The following is a 22,138-nucleotide window of genomic DNA, read 5'->3' on the forward strand; positions in this document are numbered from 1 at the left end:
CGGGCTTTTTGAAGATTGAAGGATCGGGCAGCAGATATGGACAAGGCACGGGGTATCGTTCTCTACGATCAGGACGATTTCAAACATCTGCATCGCGTCGGTCGTCTGACGGCAGAGGCGCTGGACATGATCACCCCCCATGTTCAGCCTGGCGTCACCACGGAAGAGCTTAACCAGCTTATCCATGACTTCACGATCGCTCATGGCGCCACGCCGGCTCCGCTGAACTATCGCGGCTATCCGAAATCCTGCTGCATCTCGATCAACCATGTCGTGTGCCACGGCATTCCGGGCTCCAAGAAGCTGTCCAACGGTGACATCGTCAATATCGACGTCACCTCCATTCTGGATGGCTGGTATGGCGACAGTTCGCGCATGTATGTCGTGGGCAAGGCGCCCAAGAAGGCCGAGAAGCTGGTCGATGTGACCTATGACGCGATGATGCGCGGCATCGCCCAGGTCCGTCCCGGCAATACGCTTGGCGATATCGGCCATGCCATCCAGGAATATGCAGAGGCCAACCGCTTCTCCATCGTGCGGGATTTCTGCGGTCATGGCATTGGCCGTGACTTTCACTCCGAGCCGAACATCCTGCATTACGGCAGGCCGGGTGAGGGTGTGCAGCTCGTGGAAGGCATGGTCTTCACGATCGAGCCGATGCTGAACATTGGCCGTCCGGACGTGAAGATCCTTGATGATGGCTGGACAGCTGTCACCCGTGACCGCACCCTGTCTGCCCAGTTCGAGCATCAGGTCGGCGTGACGGCCGATGGCTGCGAAATCTTCACCCTGTCCCCCAAAGGCTATACCAAGCCTCCTTATGGAGAGACTGCATGAGAGCGTTTCCGCTTCTTCTCGCCACGCTCCTGATCAGCAGCACGACGCTCGCCAATGCCGCCCCTCAGGCGCTCAGCTCCGCCCATGATCCGCTGGCCTTTGGCCCGGATCATGTCAGTGCCGGTGTTCTGGCTTCGGGGCGTCACGGCATGGTGGTGTCGGCCCAGCATCTCGCCTCCGATGCGGGCGCGAAGATTCTGGCGCAGGGCGGAAATGCGGTCGATGCGGCTGTGGCTGTCGGATATGCGCTGGCCGTGGTTTATCCCGCAGCCGGCAATATCGGCGGTGGGGGTTTCATGACCCTGCGCCTGAAGAGCGGCCAGACGGTCTTCATTGATTTCCGCGAGCATGCACCAGGTGCGGCAACGGCGACGATGTATCAGGACGCTTCGGGGAAGGTTATTCCGGGCCTCTCCACCGAGGGCTGGAAAGCCGTTGCCATCCCCGGCACGGTGGCGGGTCTGGACGCTATCCTGCAGAAATGGGGCCGTCTGTCCCGGGAAAAGGTCATGGCGCCTGCCATTGCGTTGGCCCGTGACGGCTTCATTCTGAATCAGGGCGATGCGGATCTCCTGCATACGTCCACGCGCTATTTCCAGAAGGATCCGTATGCCCCGGCGTTCTATCTGCGCCCTGATGGCACGCCGCTTCAGGCCGGTGACCGTCTGGTGCAGAAGGATCTGGCCAACTCCCTTGAGCTGGTCGCAAAGGAAGGTCCCAAAGCCTTCTATGAAGGTCCGATCGCGAAAGAAATCGTACGTGCCAGCACGGAAGGCGGCGGTCTGCTTCAGCCTGCCGATTTCACGTCCTATCACATCCGGCATCTCGAACCGATCCGCTGCACCTATCGCGGCTACACGATCGATACCGCGCCCCCGCCGAGCGGTGGTGGCGTTGCGCTTTGCGAGATCCTGAACATCCTGTCCGGCTACGACATGCATGCGCTGGGCCTGCACACGGCACCGTCCGTGCAGCGTGAAGTCGAGGCTATGCGTCACGCCTATTCGGACCGTCGCGATCTTGGCGATCCGGATTTCGTGCACAACCCCGTCGAGCACCTGATCGACCCGGCCTATGCCTATCAGATCCGTCAGGGCATCCCGACCGATCACGCCTTGTCGTCCAGCACGCTCAGGGCAGGGGAGCCGCTTCCCGCTCCCGTGGCACAAGCAGCACCTGACACGCAGGAAAAGCACGAGACGACGCAGTTCTCCGTGCTCGATCATGATGGCATGGCCGTTTCCGCGACCTATACTCTCAATGGATGGTTCGGTGCGGGCGTGATGGGCGGGCATACCGGCATCTGGATGAATGACGAGATGGACGATTTCTCGTCCAAGCCGGGTGCGCCCAACATGTTCGGCATTGTCGGTTCGGAAGCGAATGCGATTGCGCCGGGTAAGACGCCTTTGTCGTCGATGTCCCCGTCCATCGTCTCGCGTGATGGTAAAACCGTCATGGTCATCGGCAGCCCGGGTGGGTCGCGGATTCCGACCATCACGCTGTCCGTCATTCTCGGTGTGATCGATTACGGGCTGGATATCCGTCAGGCCGTGGATCTGCCGCGAATCCACGAGCAGTGGGAGCCTTCGGCTGTCGAGCTGGAACCCGGCGCGCTGTCTGACGAGACCATGCAGACCCTCAAGGCCGAAGGTTATGCCCTGTCGCCGCATCGCCCCTGGGGGGTGGCCGAAGGCATTCTTGCCGACCACCCGAGCCTCTCTGCTGCCAAGACCGGCCTGATCTATGGTGCGGCTGATCCGCGGCACATGGGCGGGGCGGCTGTCGGAGAATAAGACGGGATAATGAGGGCGCACTCTGATGATTGGGGGTTGTCAGACACCCCTCTCTCCGTGTTAGGAGAGCGCCGGGAGGTCGGCTTTGGACGGATACCTTGCCAACCCGGTCAGGTCCGGAAGGAAGCAGCCGCAGTGAGTTTTATCCGGGTTGAATGTCCGGCCTCCTACCTCACACAGATCACCGGACGCTCCGGTTTGTTAAGTGCAGCGTCCCGACCGTTCCTCCACGGTCCCATCCTCAGTGCTGAGGGTCAGACAATTTCATGACTGATGAAAACGACGATCTCCCCCTGCCGCCCGAAAATGGCGGCGGCTTCTTTGGAGACGCGCCAGAGCCGGAAATGTCTGCGCTTCCGGCTGCCGAGGCCACGCCCTATCGCGTTCTGGCCCGCAAATACCGCCCACAGACTTTCGATGACCTGATCGGTCAGGATTCCCTCGTCCGCATCCTGCGCCGCGCTTTCGAGCTCAAGCGTGTGGCACATGCTTTCATGCTGACCGGCGTGCGGGGTGTGGGTAAGACGACGACCGCCCGGATCATCGCCCGTGCCCTGAACTGCGTTGGCCCGGACGGCAAGGGCGGCCCGACCGCCGATCCCTGCGGCGTCTGCCCCAACTGCACCGCCATCCTCGCTGACCGTCATCCCGACGTGCTGGAAATGGATGCCGCCTCCCGCACCGGTGTGGACGACGTGCGCGAAATCATCGAGGCCACGCGCTTCCGCCCGATGCAGGCGCGCATGAAGGTCTTCATCATCGATGAAGTCCACATGCTCTCTCGCAACGCTTTCAACGCGCTGCTCAAGACGCTGGAAGAGCCGCCACCGCAGGTCACGTTCATTTTTGCCACGACCGAACTGCGCAAGGTTCCGGTGACGGTCCTGTCGCGCTGCCAGCGTTTCGACCTGCGCCGCGTTCCGCAGTCTCTTCTGGCCGGGCATTTCCACAATATCGCCGTCAAAGAAGGCGCAACCCTTTCCGAAGATGCGCTCGCCCTCATCGCCCGCGCGGCAGACGGCTCCGTGCGTGACGGCCTCTCGCTGCTCGATCAGGCCATCGCCCAGGGGGCCAGCGACGCCGATGCCGTGGCCGATATGCTCGGCCTGGCGGATCGCGGACTGGTCTTCGATCTGCTGGATGCCCTGATGGCTGGTAAGCCTGCGGATGCGCTGGACCTGACCGATCAGGCCTATGCCCGCGGCGCCGATCTCGGCGTTCTGCTGGCGGATCTTCTGGATCTGCTGCATCTGATTTCGCGTCTCAAAGCTATACCCTCACTGCGGGAAGGCCGGGATCTGCCGGAAGCCGAGCGCACACGCGGCGCGGCTCTGGCTGACCGGCTGTCCAATGCCGTGCTGGGGCGTGCCTGGCAGATCCTGCTCAAGGGCGTGCAGGAAGTCGAGACCGCTCCGGATCGCCGTCAGGCGGCCGAGATGGTGCTGATCCGCCTGTGTCATGCCAGCCTGCTGCCCACGCCGGACCGCCTGATCCGCCAGTTGACGGAAGGGGGACAGGACCTGTCGCTCCCGACTGGTCCATCCGGCCCTACGGGGGGCGCGTCTTCCGCCGCGCCGTCCGGGGCGGTTAGCGGCATCGCGTCCAGCAGTGTCAGTGAGACCTCTGGTGGTCCCGGGCCCCGCGCGCATGTCCGTCTGGTCGCGAATGGTGGCGAGATCGTCGAACCCGGTATCGGTTATGCCGAGGCGGCCCCGGAACCCGAGCCCGAACCCGAGCTTCCGCCAGCACCTCGCACATGGCGCGAAATGGTGGCAATGGTGGCCCGCGAACGCGAACCCGTCCTGCATGGACTGCTTCGGAATGCCGTTCATCTGGTGCGCTTTTCGCCGCCGGATGTGCAGATCCGTGCCGAAGAGCCACAGGCCCGCATCGAACGCCAGCTTCAGAAGCTGTTGGACCGCGTCTATCCCGGCCAGTGGCGCGTCAGTGCCTCGACGGCTCCGGGCGAGCCGACGCTGGATGAGCAGGGCGCCGAAGTCGTGGCCCTCAATCAGGCTTCGGTGGAGCAGCACCCGCTGGTACAGGCCATCCTGAAGACTTTCCCGGGCGCGAAGATCGGGGAAGTGCAGGATCATTCCCTCGATGAATACGGTCTGCCGCCGGAAATCACCGTGCCGCTGACCGATGACGAACCGCCCGATCTGGAATTCGCACCCCTGGATGCCGATTTCCTTGATGAAGACGATCTGAACCTGAACCGATAGGACGATACTGATGAAGAACCTTGCCGGACTGATGAAGCAGGCCAGCCAGATGCAGGCCAAGATGGAAGCCGCCCAGAGCAATCTGGCATCTCTCATTGTCGATGGCTCTGCCGGTGCCGGTCTTGTGACCGTCAAGCTGACGGGGAAGGGCGAGATGCGCGATCTGAAGATCGACCCGCAGCTGGCTGATCCGAGCGATATTGAAACGCTGCAGGACCTGATCGTCGCCGCCTATACGGACGCCAAGACCAAGGCCGAAGCCGCAAGCTCCGAAGCCATGCGCGATGTCACCGGCGGTCTCGATCTCCCGGCCGGTCTGAAGCTGCCGTTCTGATCCGGCTGACAGGGACTGCACGCCCATGATGGGCCATGGCGATATTGACCAGCTGATCACCATGCTTGCGCGCCTGCCGGGGCTGGGGCCACGCTCCGCCCGCCGGGCCGCGCTGGCCCTTCTGCGCCAGCCGGAAAGCCGGATGCTGCCTCTTGCTCATCTGATGGAGCGCGCCGCCACGAGGGTGAAGACCTGCAGCCTGTGCGGCAATCTCGATACGGTCGATCCGTGCCATATCTGCACGGATGCAGGGCGTGACCGGGGCCTGATCTGCGTGGTTGAGACCGTGGGCGATCTCTGGGCGCTGGAACGCGCAGGGGTCCATCGCGGGGTTTATCAGGTGCTGGGCGGCACCCTGTCCGCGCTGGCCGGACTTGGCCCCGATGACCTGAACGTCCGCCCGCTGTTCGAGCGGATCGAGGAAGGCGGGGTGCGGGAAGTCATTCTTGCTCTCAGCGCCACTGTCGAAGGGGCGACGACTGCCCACTGGCTTCAGGAGCGTCTGTTGCCTACAGGCGTGACCGTGACGCGCGTGGGACATGGTGTGCCCATGGGCGGCGCGCTGGATGTGCTGGATGACGGCACACTGGCTGCGGCTCTCACGGCCCGTCGGTCCCTCTGACCATGGTTTTGCCCTTCCGGATTCCCTCACGCGTCCCCCGTGTCGCACTCGTCACGGGAAGCGCGCGCCGTATCGGTGCGGCTCTCGTGGAGATGTTGGCGGAACAGGGATTCGCGGTCGCCATTCACTGCCGTGACAGCACCAGCGAGGCCGAAGCCCTGCTGGAGCGGATCGGCGGCAAAGGCTGTGTTTTGCAGGCGGATCTGCAACGCGAGGAAGAGGTCGAGGCGCTTCTGCACCGCACCAGTGCCGCGCTTGGCCCGGTCGGAATCCTCGTCAACAACGCCTCCGCCTTTATCCGCGACGAAATGGGCAGCGTGACCCGCGAAAGCTGGGACCTGCATCTGGAAACCAATCTCCGCGCCCCCTTCGTTCTCTCACAGGCGATGGCTCAGGCGCTTCCCGAAGGTGCCGAGGGTCTGATCCTGAACATGCTGGACCAGCGTGTCTGGAACCTGACCCCGCATTTCGTCAGCTATACCCTGTCGCGCACAGGATTATGGACCCTGACGCAGACCATGGCTCTCGCCCTCGCGCCCCGGGTGCGTGTGAATGCGATCGGCCCTGGTCCGGTCCTGCCGGCCGTGCGTCAGAGCCAGGAGCATTTTGACAGCATGTGCGCGCGAACTCCGCTGCAACACGGCTCCTCGCCCGAGGAAATCGCTCAGGCCGCGCTTGCGCTGTTCGCGCTTCCATCCGTGACGGGCCAGATGCTGGCACTCGACGGCGGGCAGCACCTGAACTGGTCGCCCGCGTCCTGAACTCTCAGGGTCGGACAGCGGCCGGAAGATAATCTTCCACGACGAGTGAAATCGGCGCGTCATCGACCCCGCGCCTCAGCAGCGCCCGGTTTTCCAGAACGATTCCCGATGCTCTGCCCGGAAAACGTGTTTCGAGTCTCTGACGCCGGAAAGCCGTCTGCTGCACAACGCGTCCGAACGGCGTGTCAGTCTGTTCCAGCAGGGTATTCATGGCGGGGGAGAGGCGCTCTGGCACATACCAGTTCCACGCATCCGACAGCACGGTCTTGCCGCACAGCAGCCGGACATGCCGCGTCATGACCTGATGGGTCTCGGTGACCTGCAGCAGGGTCAGGATCTCTTCCGTCACCGGCCGGTCCACGCTCAGGCGGATCACGCGGATCGGGGTGGGGCAGCGGGCCTGAAGCGCCGCCGTAGCACTGGGTTGGCTGTCGAGCCGGGCCCTGAATGCGCGAACGGCTGCGCTGCCCGGGGCAAAAACACCTTCCGGATCAGAACAGCCGCTCATCAGTACCGCCAAAAAAACAGCGCAGAGGACTTTGGAGACAACCTTAGTTGTCGTCGCGGTCATCCTTGTCGTTCGGGACTTCGATGTCATTGCTGAGATCATCGTCATCGTCCAGATCGTCGTCCGGGGCGATCACATCATCATCGTCCTCGTCTTCGGCGACTTCCAGATCCACATCGTCCTCAAGCTCGGCGGCCTTGGGCTTCGGATCCTTCTCTTCCGGCAGCGGAACCTCGCTGCGCTTGAGACGGGAATCGTCCGGCTGCGTTGTGCCGCATTTCGGGCACACCGCAGGGACGCGGTTCAGGTCATAGAAGCGGGCGCTGCATTCAACGCATGTCCGTTTCAGACCAAGTTCGGGTTTTGCCATTGTGCGGAGCCTGCTAATGCCTCGAATAAGGAACGCGGCCATGCCAGCTTGTGCGCGCTCTGTCAAATCCCGAAGCGTGATTCCTGACAGTTTTCAGGCGCATGACTGCGCCACCCCGGCATGATTCACGAGGTGATTGACAGGTGAGGGGAGCCCCAGCAAGAACATTGCCATGCAAGTCTCGCGCCCCCTGACCGTCTCTGCGTCCCCCAAGGGACTTTCCGGCCGCACCCGTGTCCCGGGTGACAAATCCATCAGCCACCGCTCGCTGATGTTCGCCGCCCTCGCCTCCGGCCGGACCTATGTGACCGGCCTGCTCGAAGGCGAGGATGTGCTGCGGACGGCGGACGCCATGCGTGCGCTGGGCGCGACCATCACGCGTGAAGGTGCGGACTGGGTGATCGAGGGGCGTGGCGTGGGCGCCCTGACCGAGCCCGCGGATGTGCTGGACATGGGCAATTCCGGCACGGCAGCGCGTCTGCTCTCCGGGATCCTGTCTTCCCATGCTTTCAACAGCATCATGACGGGCGATGCGTCCCTGCGCTCGCGTCCCATGCGCCGTGTGACTGTTCCGCTGGCGGCCAACGGCTCCGAGTTTCTGACCCGCGAGGGCGGCCGCCTGCCGATGGCGATCCGCGGCACCGGTGAGGCAAAGCCGATCGAATACCGCCTTCCGGTCGCATCCGCCCAGGTCAAGTCTGCCATTCTGTTGGCCGGCCTGAATGCTCATGGCACCACGGTTGTGGAAGAGCCCGTCGCGACCCGTGACCACACTGAAAACATGCTCCGCCACTTCGGCGTTGAGGTGGATGTCTCGCGCATTGATGCCGGCGGTCGCCGAATCGCCCTGACGGGGCCGGTGCAGATGACGGCCCGTGACGTCACTGTCCCTGGCGACCCGTCTTCCGCGGCCTTTCCGATCGTTGCCGCCCTGCTGGTTCCGGGTTCGGATATCTGGATTGAAGGCGTGGGGCTCAACCCGCTCCGCACGGGTCTGTTCACGACCCTGATCGAAATGGGCGCCAGCCTCTCCATCGAAAACGAACGCGTCGAAGGTGGTGAGCCGGTCGGCGATCTGCATGTGCGTTACAGCAAGCTCAAGGGCGTGGATGTTCCGCCCGAGCGCGCGCCGTCCATGATCGACGAATACCCGGTGCTTGCCGTCGCCTGTGCCTTTGCCGAGGGCGCGTCCCGTCTGCGCGGTCTGGAAGAGCTACGCGTGAAGGAAAGTGACCGTCTGGCGTCCACGGTTGCGCTGCTGAACGTGAACGGCGCCGAAACCGAAGTGATCGGCGACGATCTCATCGTGAAGGGCTATCACGGCCCCCTCGGCGGCGGCACGGTCCAGACCCACATGGATCATCGCCTCGCCATGAGCGCCGTCGTGCTTGGTCTTGCCGCCCAGAAGCCTGTGAACGTGGACGACACGGCTTTCATCGAAACCAGCTTCCCCGGCTTTGTGGACCTGATGAACGCGCTCGGCGCAGGTCTGACGCCGTGACCGTTCGTCCGCTTGTCATTGCTGTCGATGGTCCCGCCGCAGCCGGGAAGGGCACGCTCGCCAAGGCGCTCGCTGCAAAACTGGGGCTGCCCTATCTCGATACCGGCCTGCTCTATCGCGCCGTTGCTCGCCGGATGGTGAATGCCGGACTGGACCCGGCTGGCGATGCGTCGGCTGAGGCACAGGCTCTGCAACAGGCCGATCTGGCCCGTACGGATCTGCGCGTCCCCGAGATCGACAGGGGGGCCTCTCTCGTGGCGGCACAGCCCGCCGTCCGCGCGGCCCTGCTCGAACGCCAGCGCGTTTTCGCGTCCGAAACGGGCGCGGTCGTGGATGGGCGTGACATCGGCACCGTTGTTTTCCCCGATGCGGATGTGAAGTTCTTCATCACGGCCTCCCCACGCACCCGTGCGCTGCGCCGGCATCATCAGGTCCATGGCGGGACTCCGCTGGACGAGGGCGCCCTGGAAGCTGCCGTGGCCGAGATTGTGGCGCGGGATGAGCGCGACTCATCGCGTGAAACCGCTCCGCTGGTGCAGGCTCCCGACGCCATTCTGATCGAGACCGATACGCTCTCTGCGGCCGAGGTCCTTGATAAGGCATGCGAAACCGTTGCCCTGCGTTGCGCGCGAAACTGATCTGACGCTGTAGCGCCCGAAAAAGCGCCTTTTTTTATTGACACCGCGCCCTCACAAGGTGTTGGTGCACCGTATCACCCGGCCGCAAGGGCAGGGAGAAGGTCTGTTCTGCGTCTAGCAGGCAGGTCAAACAACCAACAACCCGATCTGACCGTTCAGCGGCAGCGGGGAGACGTCCGGTCCGTCATGGATCTGGCGCAGACGTGGATATCCGCTCCGCCAAAGGAACGGGCATCCGGGAATATAGTATCTACATGGCTTCAGCCACTCAGACCCCCACGGCCAATCACGGCACCGAAGATTTCGCAGCCCTTCTCGAAGAGACCCTGGGCCGTGACACCGGCTTTGACGGCTCCGTCGTTACGGGCCGCGTTGTCCGCCTGACCGACGAATTCGCAATCGTCGATGTCGGCCTCAAGAGCGAAGGCCGCGTGTCCCTTAAGGAATTCGGTCCGGCCGGCGTTGCTCCGGACGTGAAGCCGGGCGATGTCGTCGAGCTTTATGTCGAGCGTTACGAAGACCGTGACGGCTCCATCGTCCTGTCGCGCGAGAAGGCTCGCCGCGAAGAGGCATGGACCGCCCTGGAGCGTGCGTTCGCCAACAACCAGCGCGTCAACGGCACGATCTATGGTCGCGTCAAGGGCGGCTTCACGGTTGATCTCGGCGGCGCCATGGCGTTCCTTCCGGGCAGCCAGGTCGACATCCGTCCGGTTCGTGACGTCGGACCGCTGATGGGCCAGCCGCAGCCGTTCCAGATCCTGAAGATGGACCGCGCCCGTGGCAACATCGTTGTCTCGCGTCGTGCCGTTCTCGAAGAGACCCGTGCGGAACAGCGCTCCGAGCTGATCCAGGGCCTGAAGGAAGGCATGATCCTCGACGGCGTCGTCAAGAACATCACCGACTACGGTGCGTTCGTTGACCTCGGCGGCGTTGACGGCCTCCTGCATGTCACCGACATTGCCTGGAAGCGCATCAACCACCCGTCCGAAGCCCTGCAGATCGGTCAGCCGGTTCGCGTGCAGGTCATCCGCTTCAACCCGGACACGCAGCGTATCTCCCTCGGCATGAAGCAGCTTGAAGCTGATCCGTGGGAAAACGTCGCCATCAAGTATCCGGCTGGTGCACGCTTCACGGGCCGCGTCACGAACATCACCGATTACGGTGCATTCGTGGAGCTGGAGCCGGGCGTCGAAGGTCTGGTGCACGTTTCCGAGATGTCCTGGACGAAGAAGAACGTCCATCCGGGCAAGATCGTCGCCACTTCGCAGGAAGTCGACGTCATGGTTCTGGATGTGGACAGCGCCAAGCGCCGCATCTCCCTCGGCCTCAAGCAGGTTCAGCGCAACCCGTGGGAGCAGTTCGAGGAAGAGCACAAGGTCGGTTCGATCATCGAAGGCGAGATCCGCAACATCACCGAGTTCGGTCTGTTCGTTGGTCTTTCCGCAGACATCGACGGCATGGTTCACATGTCCGACCTGTCCTGGGACGAACCGGGCGAAGCCGCCATGTCGCACTACGAGAAGGGCCAGGTCGTCAAGGCCAAGGTTCTCGACGTGGATCCCGAGAAGGAGCGTATCTCCCTGGGCATCAAGCAGCTTCAGGAAGATCCGGCAGCTGACACCCTGTCCCGCGTCCAGAAGGGTGCTGTTGTCACCTGCGTCGTGACGGCTGTTCAGAGCAACGGTATCGAAGTGAAGGTCGACGACGTTCTGACCGGCTTCATCCGTCGCGCCGAGCTGGCCCGTGACAAGGCCGAGCAGCGTCCGGAGCGTTTCGCAGTCGGTGAGAAGGTTGACGCCAAGGTCGTCTCCGTTGACCGCGCTTCGCGCAAGCTGGCCCTGACGATCCGTGGCCGTGAGGTCGAGGAAGACAAGCAGGCCATCAATGAGTACGGGTCTTCTGACTCGGGCGCGTCCCTGGGTGACATCCTGGGTGCCGCCATCCGTCGCCGTAACACGGACGCCTGAGCTTCCGCTCTGGTGAGCCGGGAGAGGGTCTCCTCTCCCGGTCGGATATGAAAAGGGTCGCTTCGGCGGCCCTTTTTTATTGAAAATTCATTCTTCCCGGGTGGGCTTTTTCTTAATGGCGCGATCCGCTACAAAAGAAAAAGCGCTGAGACGGAAATGTCGTGAACGGAGGGCATGCCCTGCTGTAATCCGGACGACTGGCCAATATTGAATATGGGAGTGGGCGTCCGAGCCCAAGAGATTGATGGCGGTCATTTACAACACAAACTACACCCACAATCCCAATTCCTATCTGACTCTTGCCGTTCAGCGGGCAGCCCAGACGCTTTTCGGAAAGGAGCAGGTGGTTGTCGCGGACAACATGAGCCTGGCCGGTATCGCGGCTTCAGGTGAACATGATGTCCTGATCTGCCTGGATGCCCAGCGCATCAATCTGCCCCTGATCCGGCGGGTGCGCCCTGCCTTCAAGACCATGATTCTCTGGACTTTCGAAGACCCCTTCATGCGGGACTTCAATGTCGAGAACGCCGAACTCTTCGATTATGTCTTTACGAATGATCCGTCCTGTGCTGAATACTATCACGGCAAGGGCCATTACCTCCCGCTGGCCGCAAGTCCGTCAATTCACGAGCGCCCTGTACTTCCCGCTGCCGAGCTGGAATATGATATTTTCTTTGCCGGTACGATGTGGCCCAACCGCGTCCATACCCTGCGCAAGGTCATCGCAGCGTTCCCCGATGCCCGCCTCAAGCTCGTCTGCCCGACCAACGAATTCCTTCCGCCCCTGCCGGCTGATCTGGCTGCGCTGGCCATCCAGCGCCCGATCAGCCACGAAGCCTTCATCGATTTCGCGAATGTCAGCGCCGTCACCCTGACCATGTTCCGTGACTATGCCAGCCACGGTGATGTCAGTCAGGCCACGGCTCCGGGGCCGCGCTTCTTCGAGCTGGCCCTGGCAGGCGCTGCCCAGGTCGTGGAAGCCCCGGAAAGCATGAGCGCCGAGCATTTCGAGACCGTGAATGGCATTGCCCTCGCCCGGGATGCCAATCAGGTTGTGGATGCCATTGCGCGTCTGCTCAAGGAAAAGGGTGCGCGTCGCAATGCCGCGCTGGCTGCGCAGAAATCTGTCATGTCGCAGCACCTTTACGAACACCGTCTCGAGAAGATGCGTGACATTACCGGAGCCGATTTCGGGCGCCGGACGCAGGCCCTGGCACCCCTGCATCGCCGCCGCCGTCTGCGTGTGCTGATGTGCACGCATTCCACGATTCACGAGCGGGCATGGGGTGGCGTTGAAGTCTACCAGCAGGGCCTGTGCACGCTTCTGTCGCGTGATGTGGAATATTTCTACTGGTTGCGTCGTGGCGGTTTCTGCCGTCTGACCACGGCCAATGGCCACGAACTGGAGCGTTTCGACGTGCCGGAAGTGGGCTGGCAGGACGCGATGTGTGATTCGCCGGAAGAAATGGCGTTTTCCAGCGTCATCAGCCAGTACAACATCGATCTCGTCCATTTCCAGCATCTGGGGCATCATGCCCTGTCGCTGCCGATCATCGCGAAGGCCAATGGCGCGGGCGTGATTTTCTCCGCTCATGATTTCTGGCTGGTTTCTGCCCGGTACAACCTGCTGAACCACGAACTCCGCTATGTCGAGGACGAGGTGCGCTCCGTTCTGGCGGCCGACATCACGCTCAAGGCCTCTGAAAATGTGGACCATGGCGGGGAGCAGACCCGTCGTGCCTTTGTGGTCAAGATGCTGCATTCCGTCGACGCCATCCTGTTCGGTACGGTCCATTCCCGGAACCTGACGCACGAAATCTATCCGGTGCTCGATAGCAAGCGCAGCCTTGTGATGGGCATTCCCAGCCCGGACAACACCGTTCCGGTCGTGATGAAGCCCTACGAGCCTCTGGGGGACCGTCCTCTTGGCGTTGCGATCGTCGGAAACTTCCTGCGCACCAAGGGTGCGGATACGATCCTCAACCTGATCGATATCGCCCATCCGGACCATTTCGTCTTCCATATCTTCGGCTATGTGCACCCGGAATATGAAGCGGTCCTGACCTCGGTCCCGCGTCCGAATGTGAAGATTTACGGCCGCTACGAGATGGGGGATATCGATGCGCTGAAGGTGGCGGATGTCGCGCTGAACCTGTCGATCTGGCCTGAGACCTACTGCATCTCCCTGTCCGAAGCCTGGCAGAATGGTCTCATTCCCATCGTGACCGATGTGGGCGCTCTGGGAGACCGCGTCGAAGACGGTGTCAACGGTTTCAAGGTTCCCATCAGTCGTCCAAGCATGGTGCTCGAGCGTCTGGAACTGCTGCGGTCGTCCGAGCCCCTGCGCCGTCAGATCATGCAGAACATTACGCCTGAGCTCTGGACCCATGCCCGGGACTATGCCGACGAACTGCTGACGCTTTATCACGATACGGCGCCACGTCGCGAAATGGGTGTGTCGGAGCTTCGTCTGGATGCCGGGCAGGTTCACCTTCTGGCCCATCCTACCTGGCGCCACCAGGCACCGCCGCGTCACATCTTCGATCCGCCGACGGTACGGGACCTGTCCGTGGAAATGCCGGTTCCGGTTTCGGACTGGTTCTCGGTCCAGGGTGCGGAATGCTATATCGATGACATCTGTCATCACGTCTTTTCCGACATGGAAGAGAAACCTTTCCTGGGGGCTCCCGAGTTCCATATCCGCGGATGGATGATCCTGCCCGGGATCAGTTCAGCGGGTCAGATGTTCACGGTCCTGCTGGGCGAAGATCCCGACAGCGCCATGATCTTCCTGGAATGCCAGCGCGAGATCCGCGCAGACATTGCGGAGCTTTTCGCCAACGCGCCACGCCGCGCCGGTTTCTCCGGCAAGGTGGCCCTGCGCGGCAAATGGTGTGAGGGACGTTTCCGCATCGGTCTGATCAACGTGGTCAACGGTCAGGGCGCGTTCCAGCTGACGTCCCTGCAAATCGAGGTCGAAGGCGGGCAGATCCGGAAGATCATCCGTTCTGCGCCTTCCAACGATCTCATCCTGTCCGACTGCCGTCGTGTCTCCCATAGTGACGGTCTGATGCGTGGCGTGAAGCTGTCGGGTGTCGGCAAGCATCAGATGCATCCTTACACGGGCGGGGCGCTGGATTATTCCATCGATGATTTCACGGGGCTGGCAGGTGATCCGCCTGCTGAACTGACGCCGGATGGTCCTCTGTCGGTCCGTGGCTGGATGTTCTTCCGCAATCTGTCCCGTGCTGGTCAGGCCTATGGCGGACTGGTGTCGGAAAGCCGTGACGAGATTGTGTTCTTTGCGCTGGAACGTGTGATCCGCGCCGATGTCGGGACAGCGCATCGCGATGCGCCGATCTGTGCCGGATTCAGCGGGACGTTCATGCCGCGCGAAGGCTATGCCCGTCCGCTCGATGGCGTCTATCGCTTCATTCTCGTGAATGTCGTGGGAGACGTCTACGGATCGAGAATGACGAATATTGCCGTGACATTCGACAACGGAGCGATCCTGTCTGCGGAATATGTCGACCTGCACACCGAGAACGTTGAACGCGGGGAACGTCTTCTCGCGGGAAAAATCGTTTCCTGACCTGCGAGCAGGAGGCTTGCCCTGATGTCCGAAACCGTTTCAGCCCCGTTATCCGAGACGCGGGAACCCCGGTGGTCCCGCTTTGATACGCAGTGGTATCTGCTGCGCTATCCCGAGGTGCGGGACTGGATGCGGGAAGAAGGGCAGGACGATCCGTATGCGTTCTATCTGCAGACGGGCCAGCGCTACGGGCATTCTCCGAATCGGTATTTCGATGAGATCTGGTATCGCGACGCGCACAAGGATGTGCGTCAGGGGCTGATCCGGGAAGAATGGGCGTCGGGTTTCGAACATTATACCGCAACCGGATACAAGACCCATTCGCCGCACTGGCTGTTTGACGAGCCGGGCTATCGGCGCCGTTATCCCGAACTGACGCAGCGTTTTCTGAGCGAGAACGGCTTCCGTAACGGTTACGATCATTATCTCGAAATCGGAGAGAGCCATTATTACCGGGGGCATCATTTCTTCGATGATGAACTTTGCCGTGAGCTCGCCCTGACCTTTCCGGACTGTTTCGACAGCCGGATCGGGCTCTTCGGGTCATGGCTTGGACTGCCGGCCCATGTTGCCGATGCCGGGCGTGTCTCGTGGTATTTCGATCCGGTCTGGTATCTGACGCGCTATCCCGAGGTCCGGCAGGAAATTGCAGCAGGCCACTATTCGAGTGCCCTGCATCATTACCTGACCAACGAGACCCCGCGTCTTTTCGATCCGCAGGAATTCTTTTCCGAAGAGTTCTACCGGCAGGCCCATCCGGATATGGTGCCGTCGCTGGAGCATGGATATTTCCGTAACGGCTACGATCATTTTGTCCGTTACGGCGCGCAGGAAGGACGTACGCCGCAGGAAAACGTGGACCTCGCCGCTCACATGGCGCAGGCACAGGTCCGCAATGACGTGCGCAATCGCCTGTATGACAGTGCGTTCGCCCATCTCGTCGCCGGCCGGACGGGGCTGGGTGAGGGGCGGATGGCGGCGCTTGCGGCCGTGCCAGAGATTCCCGAGGAACAGTCCAGACTTCTGTTTGAACGTGAAGCCGAAGCCATCCTGCCGTCTCTGGTCCGGCATCCGCTGGATTTCACGGTTCACGGCGTTCCTGAAATCAGCGTTCTCATGGTCGTCTATGACCGGGTTGCCCTGACGGCGCAGGCCCTGGCTTCGCTTCGGGCCAATTATGCCGGAGCCATCCAGCTCATACTTGTGGACTCGGGTTCGCATGATCAGACCCGCCATATCGGGCGGATGGTGCGGGGCGCCACGATTCTGCGGTACCGCTACAATATCGGCTATCTCCTGGGCTGCAATCTTGCGCTGGAAAAAGCGGAAGCCCCGTTTGTCCTGTATCTGAACAACGATATCCGCCTGTATCCCGATGCCATCGTCAATGCGCTGAAGCGTCTGCGCTCCGAGGCCGCGATCGGTGCGGTGGGCGGCAAGCTGATCCGCACGAACATGCGCCTGCAGGAAGCCGGATCGATCATCTGGCGGGATGGCGCGACTTACGGCTATCTGCGCGAGGATGATCCGAACCTGACGACGGCCAATTTCGTCCGGGACGTCGATTACTGTTCGGCCGCTTTCCTGATGGTCCGCACGACATTGCTGCGTCGTCTGGGTGGGTATGATCCACGCTACACGCCGGCCTATTTCGAAGATGCCGATCTGTGCGTGCGGATTCTCAAGGCGGGAATGCGCATTGTCTATGACCCGGACGTGGTCATCGAACATCTGGAGTTCGGAAGCTCCGGTGCAGTCGGGTCCCATGCCCTGATCCGGGGCAATCTCAAGACATTTTCCCGTCTGCAGCAGGATTTCCTGCGTCATCAGCAGCCGGCCCATATCCGCAACGCCGTTCTGGCGCGCGAACACCGGGTCAGCCAGCGCAAACGGATTCTCTTCATCGAGGACCGTCTGCCTCTGCGGCGTCTGGGGTCCGGCTATGTCCGCTCGAATGACATCATTCATGAGATGACGGCGCTGGGATATCAGGTCACGGTTTTCCCAGTGCTGCCCAGGGATCAGACGGCCATTGACCTGTTCGGGGACTTTCCGGAGACAGTGGAACTGATCGTGGATCGGGATCTGTCCAGTTTCGCCGACTTCATTCAGGAGCGGGTCGGATATTACGATCTGGTTTGGATCGGCCGCACGCATAATCTGGCGCGTCTCCTGCCCCTGCTCAATGAATCGAGCCGCTATCTGCCTTCCGCCGGTCCGATCCTGGACACGGAAGTGATCGCCACGCCCCGCACGCTGGAGCGCATCCGCGTTCTGGACCTTCCGGAGCCGGATATCAGCTTCGATGATATGCTTCAGCAGGAACTGGACTGTGCCCGGTTCTGCCAGCAGATCATCGCAGTGACGTCCCATGACGCGGATCTGGTGCGTCGTGCGGGCTATGAGAATGTCTCGGTGCTCGGGCATGAACTGCAGCTCCAGCCGACGCCCGCACCGTTCGAGACCCGGCACAGCATCCTCTTTTTCGGCGCGATCCATGATGAGGGCACGCCCAACCACGACAGTCTTGTCTGGTTTGTGGATAGTGTGCTGCCGATCCTCGACAGGGTTCTGCCGCCGGATGTCCATTTCACGATCGCCGGTTATGTGGGGCCGGATGTGGATATGACGGTTTTTTCGACGAACAGCCGGGTGGAAATCGTGGGGCCTGTGGGGGATCCGCGGGAACTGTTCGACCGGCACCGGGTATTCGTCGCGCCGACGCGGTTTGCGGGCGGGATACCGTTCAAGGTCCATGAAGCGGCGTCCTATGGCCTGCCGCAGGTCGTGACGACGCTGCTTCAGGAAGAAGTCGGCTGGACGGATGGTGCGGAGATCCTGGCGGCTCCATCGGATGATCCCGAGGCGTTCGCGGCTGCTGTGGAGCGGCTTTATCAGGACGCGGAACTGTGGGAGACTCTGAGGGCTGGCGCGCTCGCGGCTGTCGAGCGGGACTGTTCTCCGGTCCATTTCCGGCAGGCGCTGTCAGGGATTGTTCAGGGCTGCATTGCATGACGTGCCGGGGAACTCCGGTTTGAAAAGTTTGGGAGAGCAGGGAAGGTTATGGACGCAGTGAATGAAACGATCGTGGAAGCCGGAAGCGCCAGCAGCGGGACGGCCAGCGGAATGAGTGGCCTGACCGGGCGTGTTCTTGTCTGCAGCGGGGGCCGGTATGAAAGCCAGGCCAATGCGCAGATCCGCGAGTCCATCATGGATGGATGGGCGGACTGTTTTGGCGAGGATAATGTCACTGCGGTTCATATCTCGGCTGCGGCCAGTTCGATCCGGATACTGAAGCCGACGATTGTGTTCGCCATCGGCTCCTATCTTCCGGAAAGCACGTATTTCGGCGAAGTCTGCCGCGAGGCGAAGAAGATCGGCGCGGTGACGGTGTTCTGGGCGACGGAAGATCCCTACGAGCAGGATGCAAACTATCGCATCGCCGATGATTTCGACGTGATCTTCTCCTGCGACCGCTGGGGGCATAATTTCTATCAGCGTGAGCGGGTCTTCCATCTGCCGCTGGCGGCAAGCCCGAAGCTGCATTACGGCGAGATCGAAGCGGATTCCCAGAAGACGATTGACGTCCTGTTCTGCGGCGTGGCGTTCACGAACCGCAAGGACATCGTCCGCAACCTGCTGCCTGTTCTGCGGGACCTGAACATCAAGATCGTTGGTCCGGGCTGGGGCGAACTGGGGATCGGGTTTTCCGATGCGCGGATCGAGAAGTCCCAGCTTGTGGAGCTTTATCGCCGCTCCAAACTGGTGCTGAATCTTGGTCGCTCGCTGAGCTTCGAGAACAAGCGCTTCGTGATTGCGCCGTCCACGCCGGGACCGCGGACATTCGAGGCTGCTCTGGCCGGGGCGTTCCAGGTGTTCCACGAGGATACGCATGAAATCCGCCGCTATTATTCCGCGGACGAGATCCCGGTGTTCTCCAACCGCGTGGATTTCGAGCGGCTGGTGACGACGTATATCGACAACAACGATCTGCGCGTGAAGATGGCCCGCAAGGCCCAGGCGCGGACGCAGGCCGAGCATCTGTACAAGCATCGCATCCAGTATGCGCTCCGCGTGCTCAAGGATGAGGGGCTGATCGGCTGAGGGCCGGTCTGACCTGACGCTCTTTCCTGCCTGAATGAGAAAAGCCGGAGCGTGTCTCCGGCTTTTTTTGTGTCCGGGGTTCAGGTGTTGGGCATAAAAAAAGGCCGCGGAATGTCCGCGGCCTTTTTCGTGTTGTTCAGGGTCAGATCAGTTCGGCTGCGGGCCCATGACGATCTGGGCGAGATCGGTGGGGCGGACCCATTTGCGGAAGGCGGCCTGCACCTGTTCGGGCTTCATGTCGTAGATCGCCTGAGCGGCCTTGGCCGGGCTGTCGAGCGGCAGGTCCAGGGCGATCAGGGACAGGTAGCTTCCGGCCAAGGCGCTGAAGCTGGCGCGGGACATGGGCTGGCTGCGCAGGAGTGACGCCTTGGCGAGATCGAGGCTCTCCTGCGAGACGGGGGTGTTGCGCATGTCCTCGACATCCTTGACGGCGAGGGCACGGGCCTTGCCCACCTTGTCCGGATCGGCGCCGAAGGTGATGCCGAAGCCGCTGCGGGTGCGGGAATAGGTGAAGCCGCTTCCGGCGCCATAGACATAGCCCGTCTTCACGCGCAGGTCCTGCATCAGGCGTGAGGAGAAGCCATCTCCGAGGATCGTGTTGCCGACGGCGAGAGCATGGCGGTCGGGGTCGGTGACCTTCATGCCGATGGTTTCGACGAGCTTGACCTCATCCTGCGAGCGGCCCGGATCCGCGACAACGGCCTGCGAGGCGCGGCTCAGAGGGATGTCGGGCAGATCGACGACGGGCTTCGGTCCCACGGCCTTCCAGGCGCCAAAAGCCTTTTCGACATCTGCCTTCGCAGCCTCGGGGGTGATGTCGCCGACGATGACGATGGTGGTCAGGTCCGGGCGGTAGGCATGGGCGTAATAGGTCTGCACGTCGGCGAGGGTCAGCTTGCCGATCGTGGCAGGGGTGGCTTCACGCAGGGTGGGATCCTGCGGTGGGACCAGAGCCTTGCGGGCGGCGCGGCCGAAGCGGTAGCCCGGGGACTGGAGTTCGCCGGCTTGGGCCTGTGCGGCCTGCATTTGGGTGACGCGGAATGCCTTTTCCGGAAAGGCCGGGTTCAGCTCGTGATCGGCCAGCAGGGCGAGGCCCTTCTCAAAGTTCGGCGTCAGGGTGCTGAGCGAGAAGGATGGTCCGGCGTCTTCGTCCGCCGAGAGGTCGTCGAGGGCGCGGGCGAGGGCCAGACGGTCATGCGTCTTGCTGCCGTAGAGGAACATCTGCTCGGTGATCTCTGCCACGCCTTCCTGACCGGCAGGCTGTTCAAGGTCTGCATTCTGGCGGATACGGCCGACCAGTTCGATCGTATGGCTGACATGTTCGGGCTGGACGAGAAGATGCAGCCCATTCGACAGCGTATAGGCGGCGGGTAAGGGGGCTGCGGCCGGGATGGTCAGGCGGGCGAGGGCCTGCTGTGCCCAGTCGGGCAGGGCGACCTTGCCGGAAGGCGGCGTGTTGAAGGATTCCGCGCCGCCAAAGCCTTTCTGGCCGACCGGCTTGCCCGAGGGGCTCGGCGTCAGGGTCGCGGTGATGGCATGGGCGGGGTCGAGCAGCGTCTTGGCCAGAGCGTCAACCTGATCCTTGGTGACGTTGCGGAAGGCGGCGAGCATGTCCTGCGGGTCGTTCAGGTGCTGGATGGCGACGGCCTGCGACCAGCTTTCCGCAAGGCCGGAAATGCTGTTGGCGTTGAACTCGAGCGAGGCGATTTCCTTGCGGCGGGCGGCTTCGATCAGCTCGGCCGGAATGCCGTGGGTGCGGAAATTCTCCATGATGGTGGCGACGCTGGTCCGCAGGGCGTCCGGGTTGGCACCCTTGGGGAAGCCGGCATAGACGACGCCCAGACCGGCCTGCGCCTCGGGGTCATACATGAAGCCGGTATCGAGCGCCTTGCCGGATGGGACGAGGTCGAACAGGGCGGCGCGCTGGCTGCTGATGGCGTCGGCGAGCAGGGTGGTTGCGGCGTAGTCGGGGTCACGCTGGCCGGGCATGCGCCATGCCATGGTCACGAGGCCGATCGGCAGATCTGTGTCGAGCGCGATGCTCTGCGCCTTGGCCGGGGTGGGGGAAACAGTGCCGCGCTCGGGCAGCGTGGAGGCGGGGATGTTGCCGAAAGCGGCCTGAACCTTCTTCAGCGTGTCCTGCGGGTCCACATCGCCGGTGATGACCAGCACGGCGTTGTTGGGCGCGTACCAGGAATCATAGAACTTCCTCAGCAGGGGCGCGGTTGTGGCATCGAAGGACGGGCGGGTGCCGAGGGCATCCTGCTCGTAAGGCGTGCCGGCATAGAGGGCGGCGCGGATCTGCGAGAGATAGCGATAGATCGGGCTGGAGAGGTCGCGTGAGACTTCCTGCTCGATCGCGCCTTTCTCATGCGCCCATTCGGCTTCGGTGATGTTCAGGCCGCGCATACGTCCGGCCTCGATCCGCAGCAGGACGTCGAGGTCGCTGGTGGGGGCCTTGAAGTAATACTGTGTGACGTCGGATGTGGTGTCGGCGTTGTCGTTGTTGCCGAGCTGCGCGCTGATGGTGGAGAGCTGGTCGCGCGAGAGGGTCTGTGAGCCGTTGAACATCATGTGCTCAAGGGCGTGGGCCGTACCCGGAAAGCCTTTCGGTGCGTTCACCGAGCCCGTCTCATAGTTCAGCATCGTCTGCACCACCGGGGCGAGGGTATCGCGCACCACGATGACCCGCAGGCCGTTGGAGAGGGTCGCCCGCGTGACCGTCGCGGGGGCGGCACTCGTTGCTGCCGCGTTCGTCGTGGGGGCCGTGGCCGGTGCGGCCTGGGCTCCCGCAAGGACCGGAGGCGCCAGCATGGTGGCTGCCAGCAGTGACAGGCGGGACAGACGGGAGAGTGCGGACATGTGTTCAGAACTTTCCAGAGG

At 62.4% G+C, this 22,138-nt stretch carries 15 protein-coding genes and 1 other RNA gene; 13 read left to right on the forward strand and 3 right to left on the reverse strand.

Annotated features, from left to right (window positions below):
- Positions 1-36 precede the first annotated feature (36 nt).
- The 7 genes from map (at position 37) to GOX01_RS00325 (ending at position 6,575) form a co-directional block, all read left to right on the forward strand.
- Positions 37-837: a type I methionyl aminopeptidase gene (map, locus tag GOX01_RS00295; RefSeq protein WP_011252183.1), complete on the forward strand. Its 801-nt coding sequence runs from the start codon at positions 37-39 to the stop codon at positions 835-837.
- Entirely contained in the window at positions 834-2,633 is a 1,800-nt protein-coding gene (gene ggt / locus GOX01_RS00300; RefSeq protein ID WP_062269197.1) for a gamma-glutamyltransferase, read from the forward strand. Before map ends, ggt begins: the two co-directional genes overlap by 4 nt.
- A gap of 74 nt (positions 2,634-2,707) precedes the next feature.
- An RNA gene (gene ffs, locus GOX01_RS00305) (signal recognition particle sRNA small type) lies at positions 2,708-2,804 on the forward strand.
- 95 nt (positions 2,805-2,899) lie between these two features.
- Positions 2,900-4,858 carry a DNA polymerase III subunit gamma/tau gene (locus tag GOX01_RS00310; RefSeq protein ID WP_011252181.1) on the forward strand — a complete coding sequence of 653 codons (1,959 nt, stop codon included), beginning with the start codon at positions 2,900-2,902 and terminating at the stop codon, positions 4,856-4,858.
- Positions 4,859-4,868: 10 nt separating this feature from the next.
- Positions 4,869-5,192 (forward strand): YbaB/EbfC family nucleoid-associated protein, encoded by a 324-nt coding sequence (locus GOX01_RS00315; RefSeq protein ID WP_011252180.1) that lies wholly within the window; start codon positions 4,869-4,871, stop codon positions 5,190-5,192.
- 25 nt (positions 5,193-5,217) lie between these two features.
- The gene (gene recR, locus GOX01_RS00320; RefSeq protein ID WP_011252179.1) at positions 5,218-5,814 is read left to right on the forward strand and encodes a recombination mediator RecR; all 597 of its coding nucleotides are present in this window, start codon (positions 5,218-5,220) and stop codon (positions 5,812-5,814) included.
- Positions 5,815-5,816: 2 nt separating this feature from the next.
- A complete protein-coding gene (locus tag GOX01_RS00325; RefSeq protein ID WP_011252178.1) occupies positions 5,817-6,575 on the forward strand; it encodes an SDR family oxidoreductase in 759 nt (252 codons plus the stop codon).
- Positions 6,576-6,579: 4 nt separating this feature from the next.
- Here GOX01_RS00325 and GOX01_RS00330 read toward each other — a convergent pair whose 3' ends face one another.
- Positions 6,580-7,083 (reverse strand): chorismate--pyruvate lyase family protein, encoded by a 504-nt coding sequence (locus tag GOX01_RS00330; RefSeq protein ID WP_024716858.1) that lies wholly within the window; start codon positions 7,081-7,083, stop codon positions 6,580-6,582.
- 43 nt (positions 7,084-7,126) lie between these two features.
- The gene (locus GOX01_RS00335; protein WP_024716857.1) at positions 7,127-7,453 is read right to left on the reverse strand and encodes a TIGR02300 family protein; all 327 of its coding nucleotides are present in this window, start codon (positions 7,451-7,453) and stop codon (positions 7,127-7,129) included.
- Positions 7,454-7,625: 172 nt separating this feature from the next.
- On the opposite strand from GOX01_RS00335, the gene aroA reads away from it, so the two are divergent.
- The 6 genes from aroA (at position 7,626) to GOX01_RS00365 (ending at position 19,255) form a co-directional block, all read left to right on the forward strand.
- Positions 7,626-8,954, forward strand: coding sequence for a 3-phosphoshikimate 1-carboxyvinyltransferase (aroA, locus tag GOX01_RS00340; protein ID WP_011252175.1), 1,329 nt, complete (start codon positions 7,626-7,628; stop codon positions 8,952-8,954).
- Positions 8,951-9,592, forward strand: a complete 642-nt coding sequence (gene cmk / locus GOX01_RS00345; RefSeq protein WP_011252174.1) for a (d)CMP kinase — start codon at positions 8,951-8,953, stop codon at positions 9,590-9,592. Before aroA ends, cmk begins: the two co-directional genes overlap by 4 nt.
- Positions 9,593-9,846: 254 nt before the next feature.
- Positions 9,847-11,559, forward strand: a complete 1,713-nt coding sequence (gene rpsA, locus GOX01_RS00350; protein ID WP_011252173.1) for a 30S ribosomal protein S1 — start codon at positions 9,847-9,849, stop codon at positions 11,557-11,559.
- A 244-nt stretch (positions 11,560-11,803) separates the two neighbouring features.
- Entirely contained in the window at positions 11,804-15,151 is a 3,348-nt protein-coding gene (locus GOX01_RS00355) for a glycosyltransferase family protein (RefSeq protein WP_062269256.1), read from the forward strand.
- 24 nt (positions 15,152-15,175) lie between these two features.
- Positions 15,176-18,166, forward strand: a complete 2,991-nt coding sequence (locus tag GOX01_RS00360) for a glycosyltransferase (RefSeq protein ID WP_024716856.1) — start codon at positions 15,176-15,178, stop codon at positions 18,164-18,166.
- Between the two features lie 48 nt (positions 18,167-18,214).
- Positions 18,215-19,255 carry a CgeB family protein gene (locus GOX01_RS00365; RefSeq protein ID WP_011252169.1) on the forward strand — a complete coding sequence of 347 codons (1,041 nt, stop codon included), beginning with the start codon at positions 18,215-18,217 and terminating at the stop codon, positions 19,253-19,255.
- Positions 19,256-19,402: 147 nt separating this feature from the next.
- Here GOX01_RS00365 and GOX01_RS00370 read toward each other — a convergent pair whose 3' ends face one another.
- On the reverse strand, positions 19,403-22,117 hold the full coding sequence (locus GOX01_RS00370) for a M16 family metallopeptidase (RefSeq protein WP_011252168.1): 2,715 nt from the start codon (positions 22,115-22,117) through the stop codon (positions 19,403-19,405).
- Positions 22,118-22,138: the final 21 nt, after the last annotated feature.

The organism is Gluconobacter oxydans (assembly GCF_006539685.1).
GTDB lineage: Bacteria > Pseudomonadota > Alphaproteobacteria > Acetobacterales > Acetobacteraceae > Gluconobacter > Gluconobacter oxydans.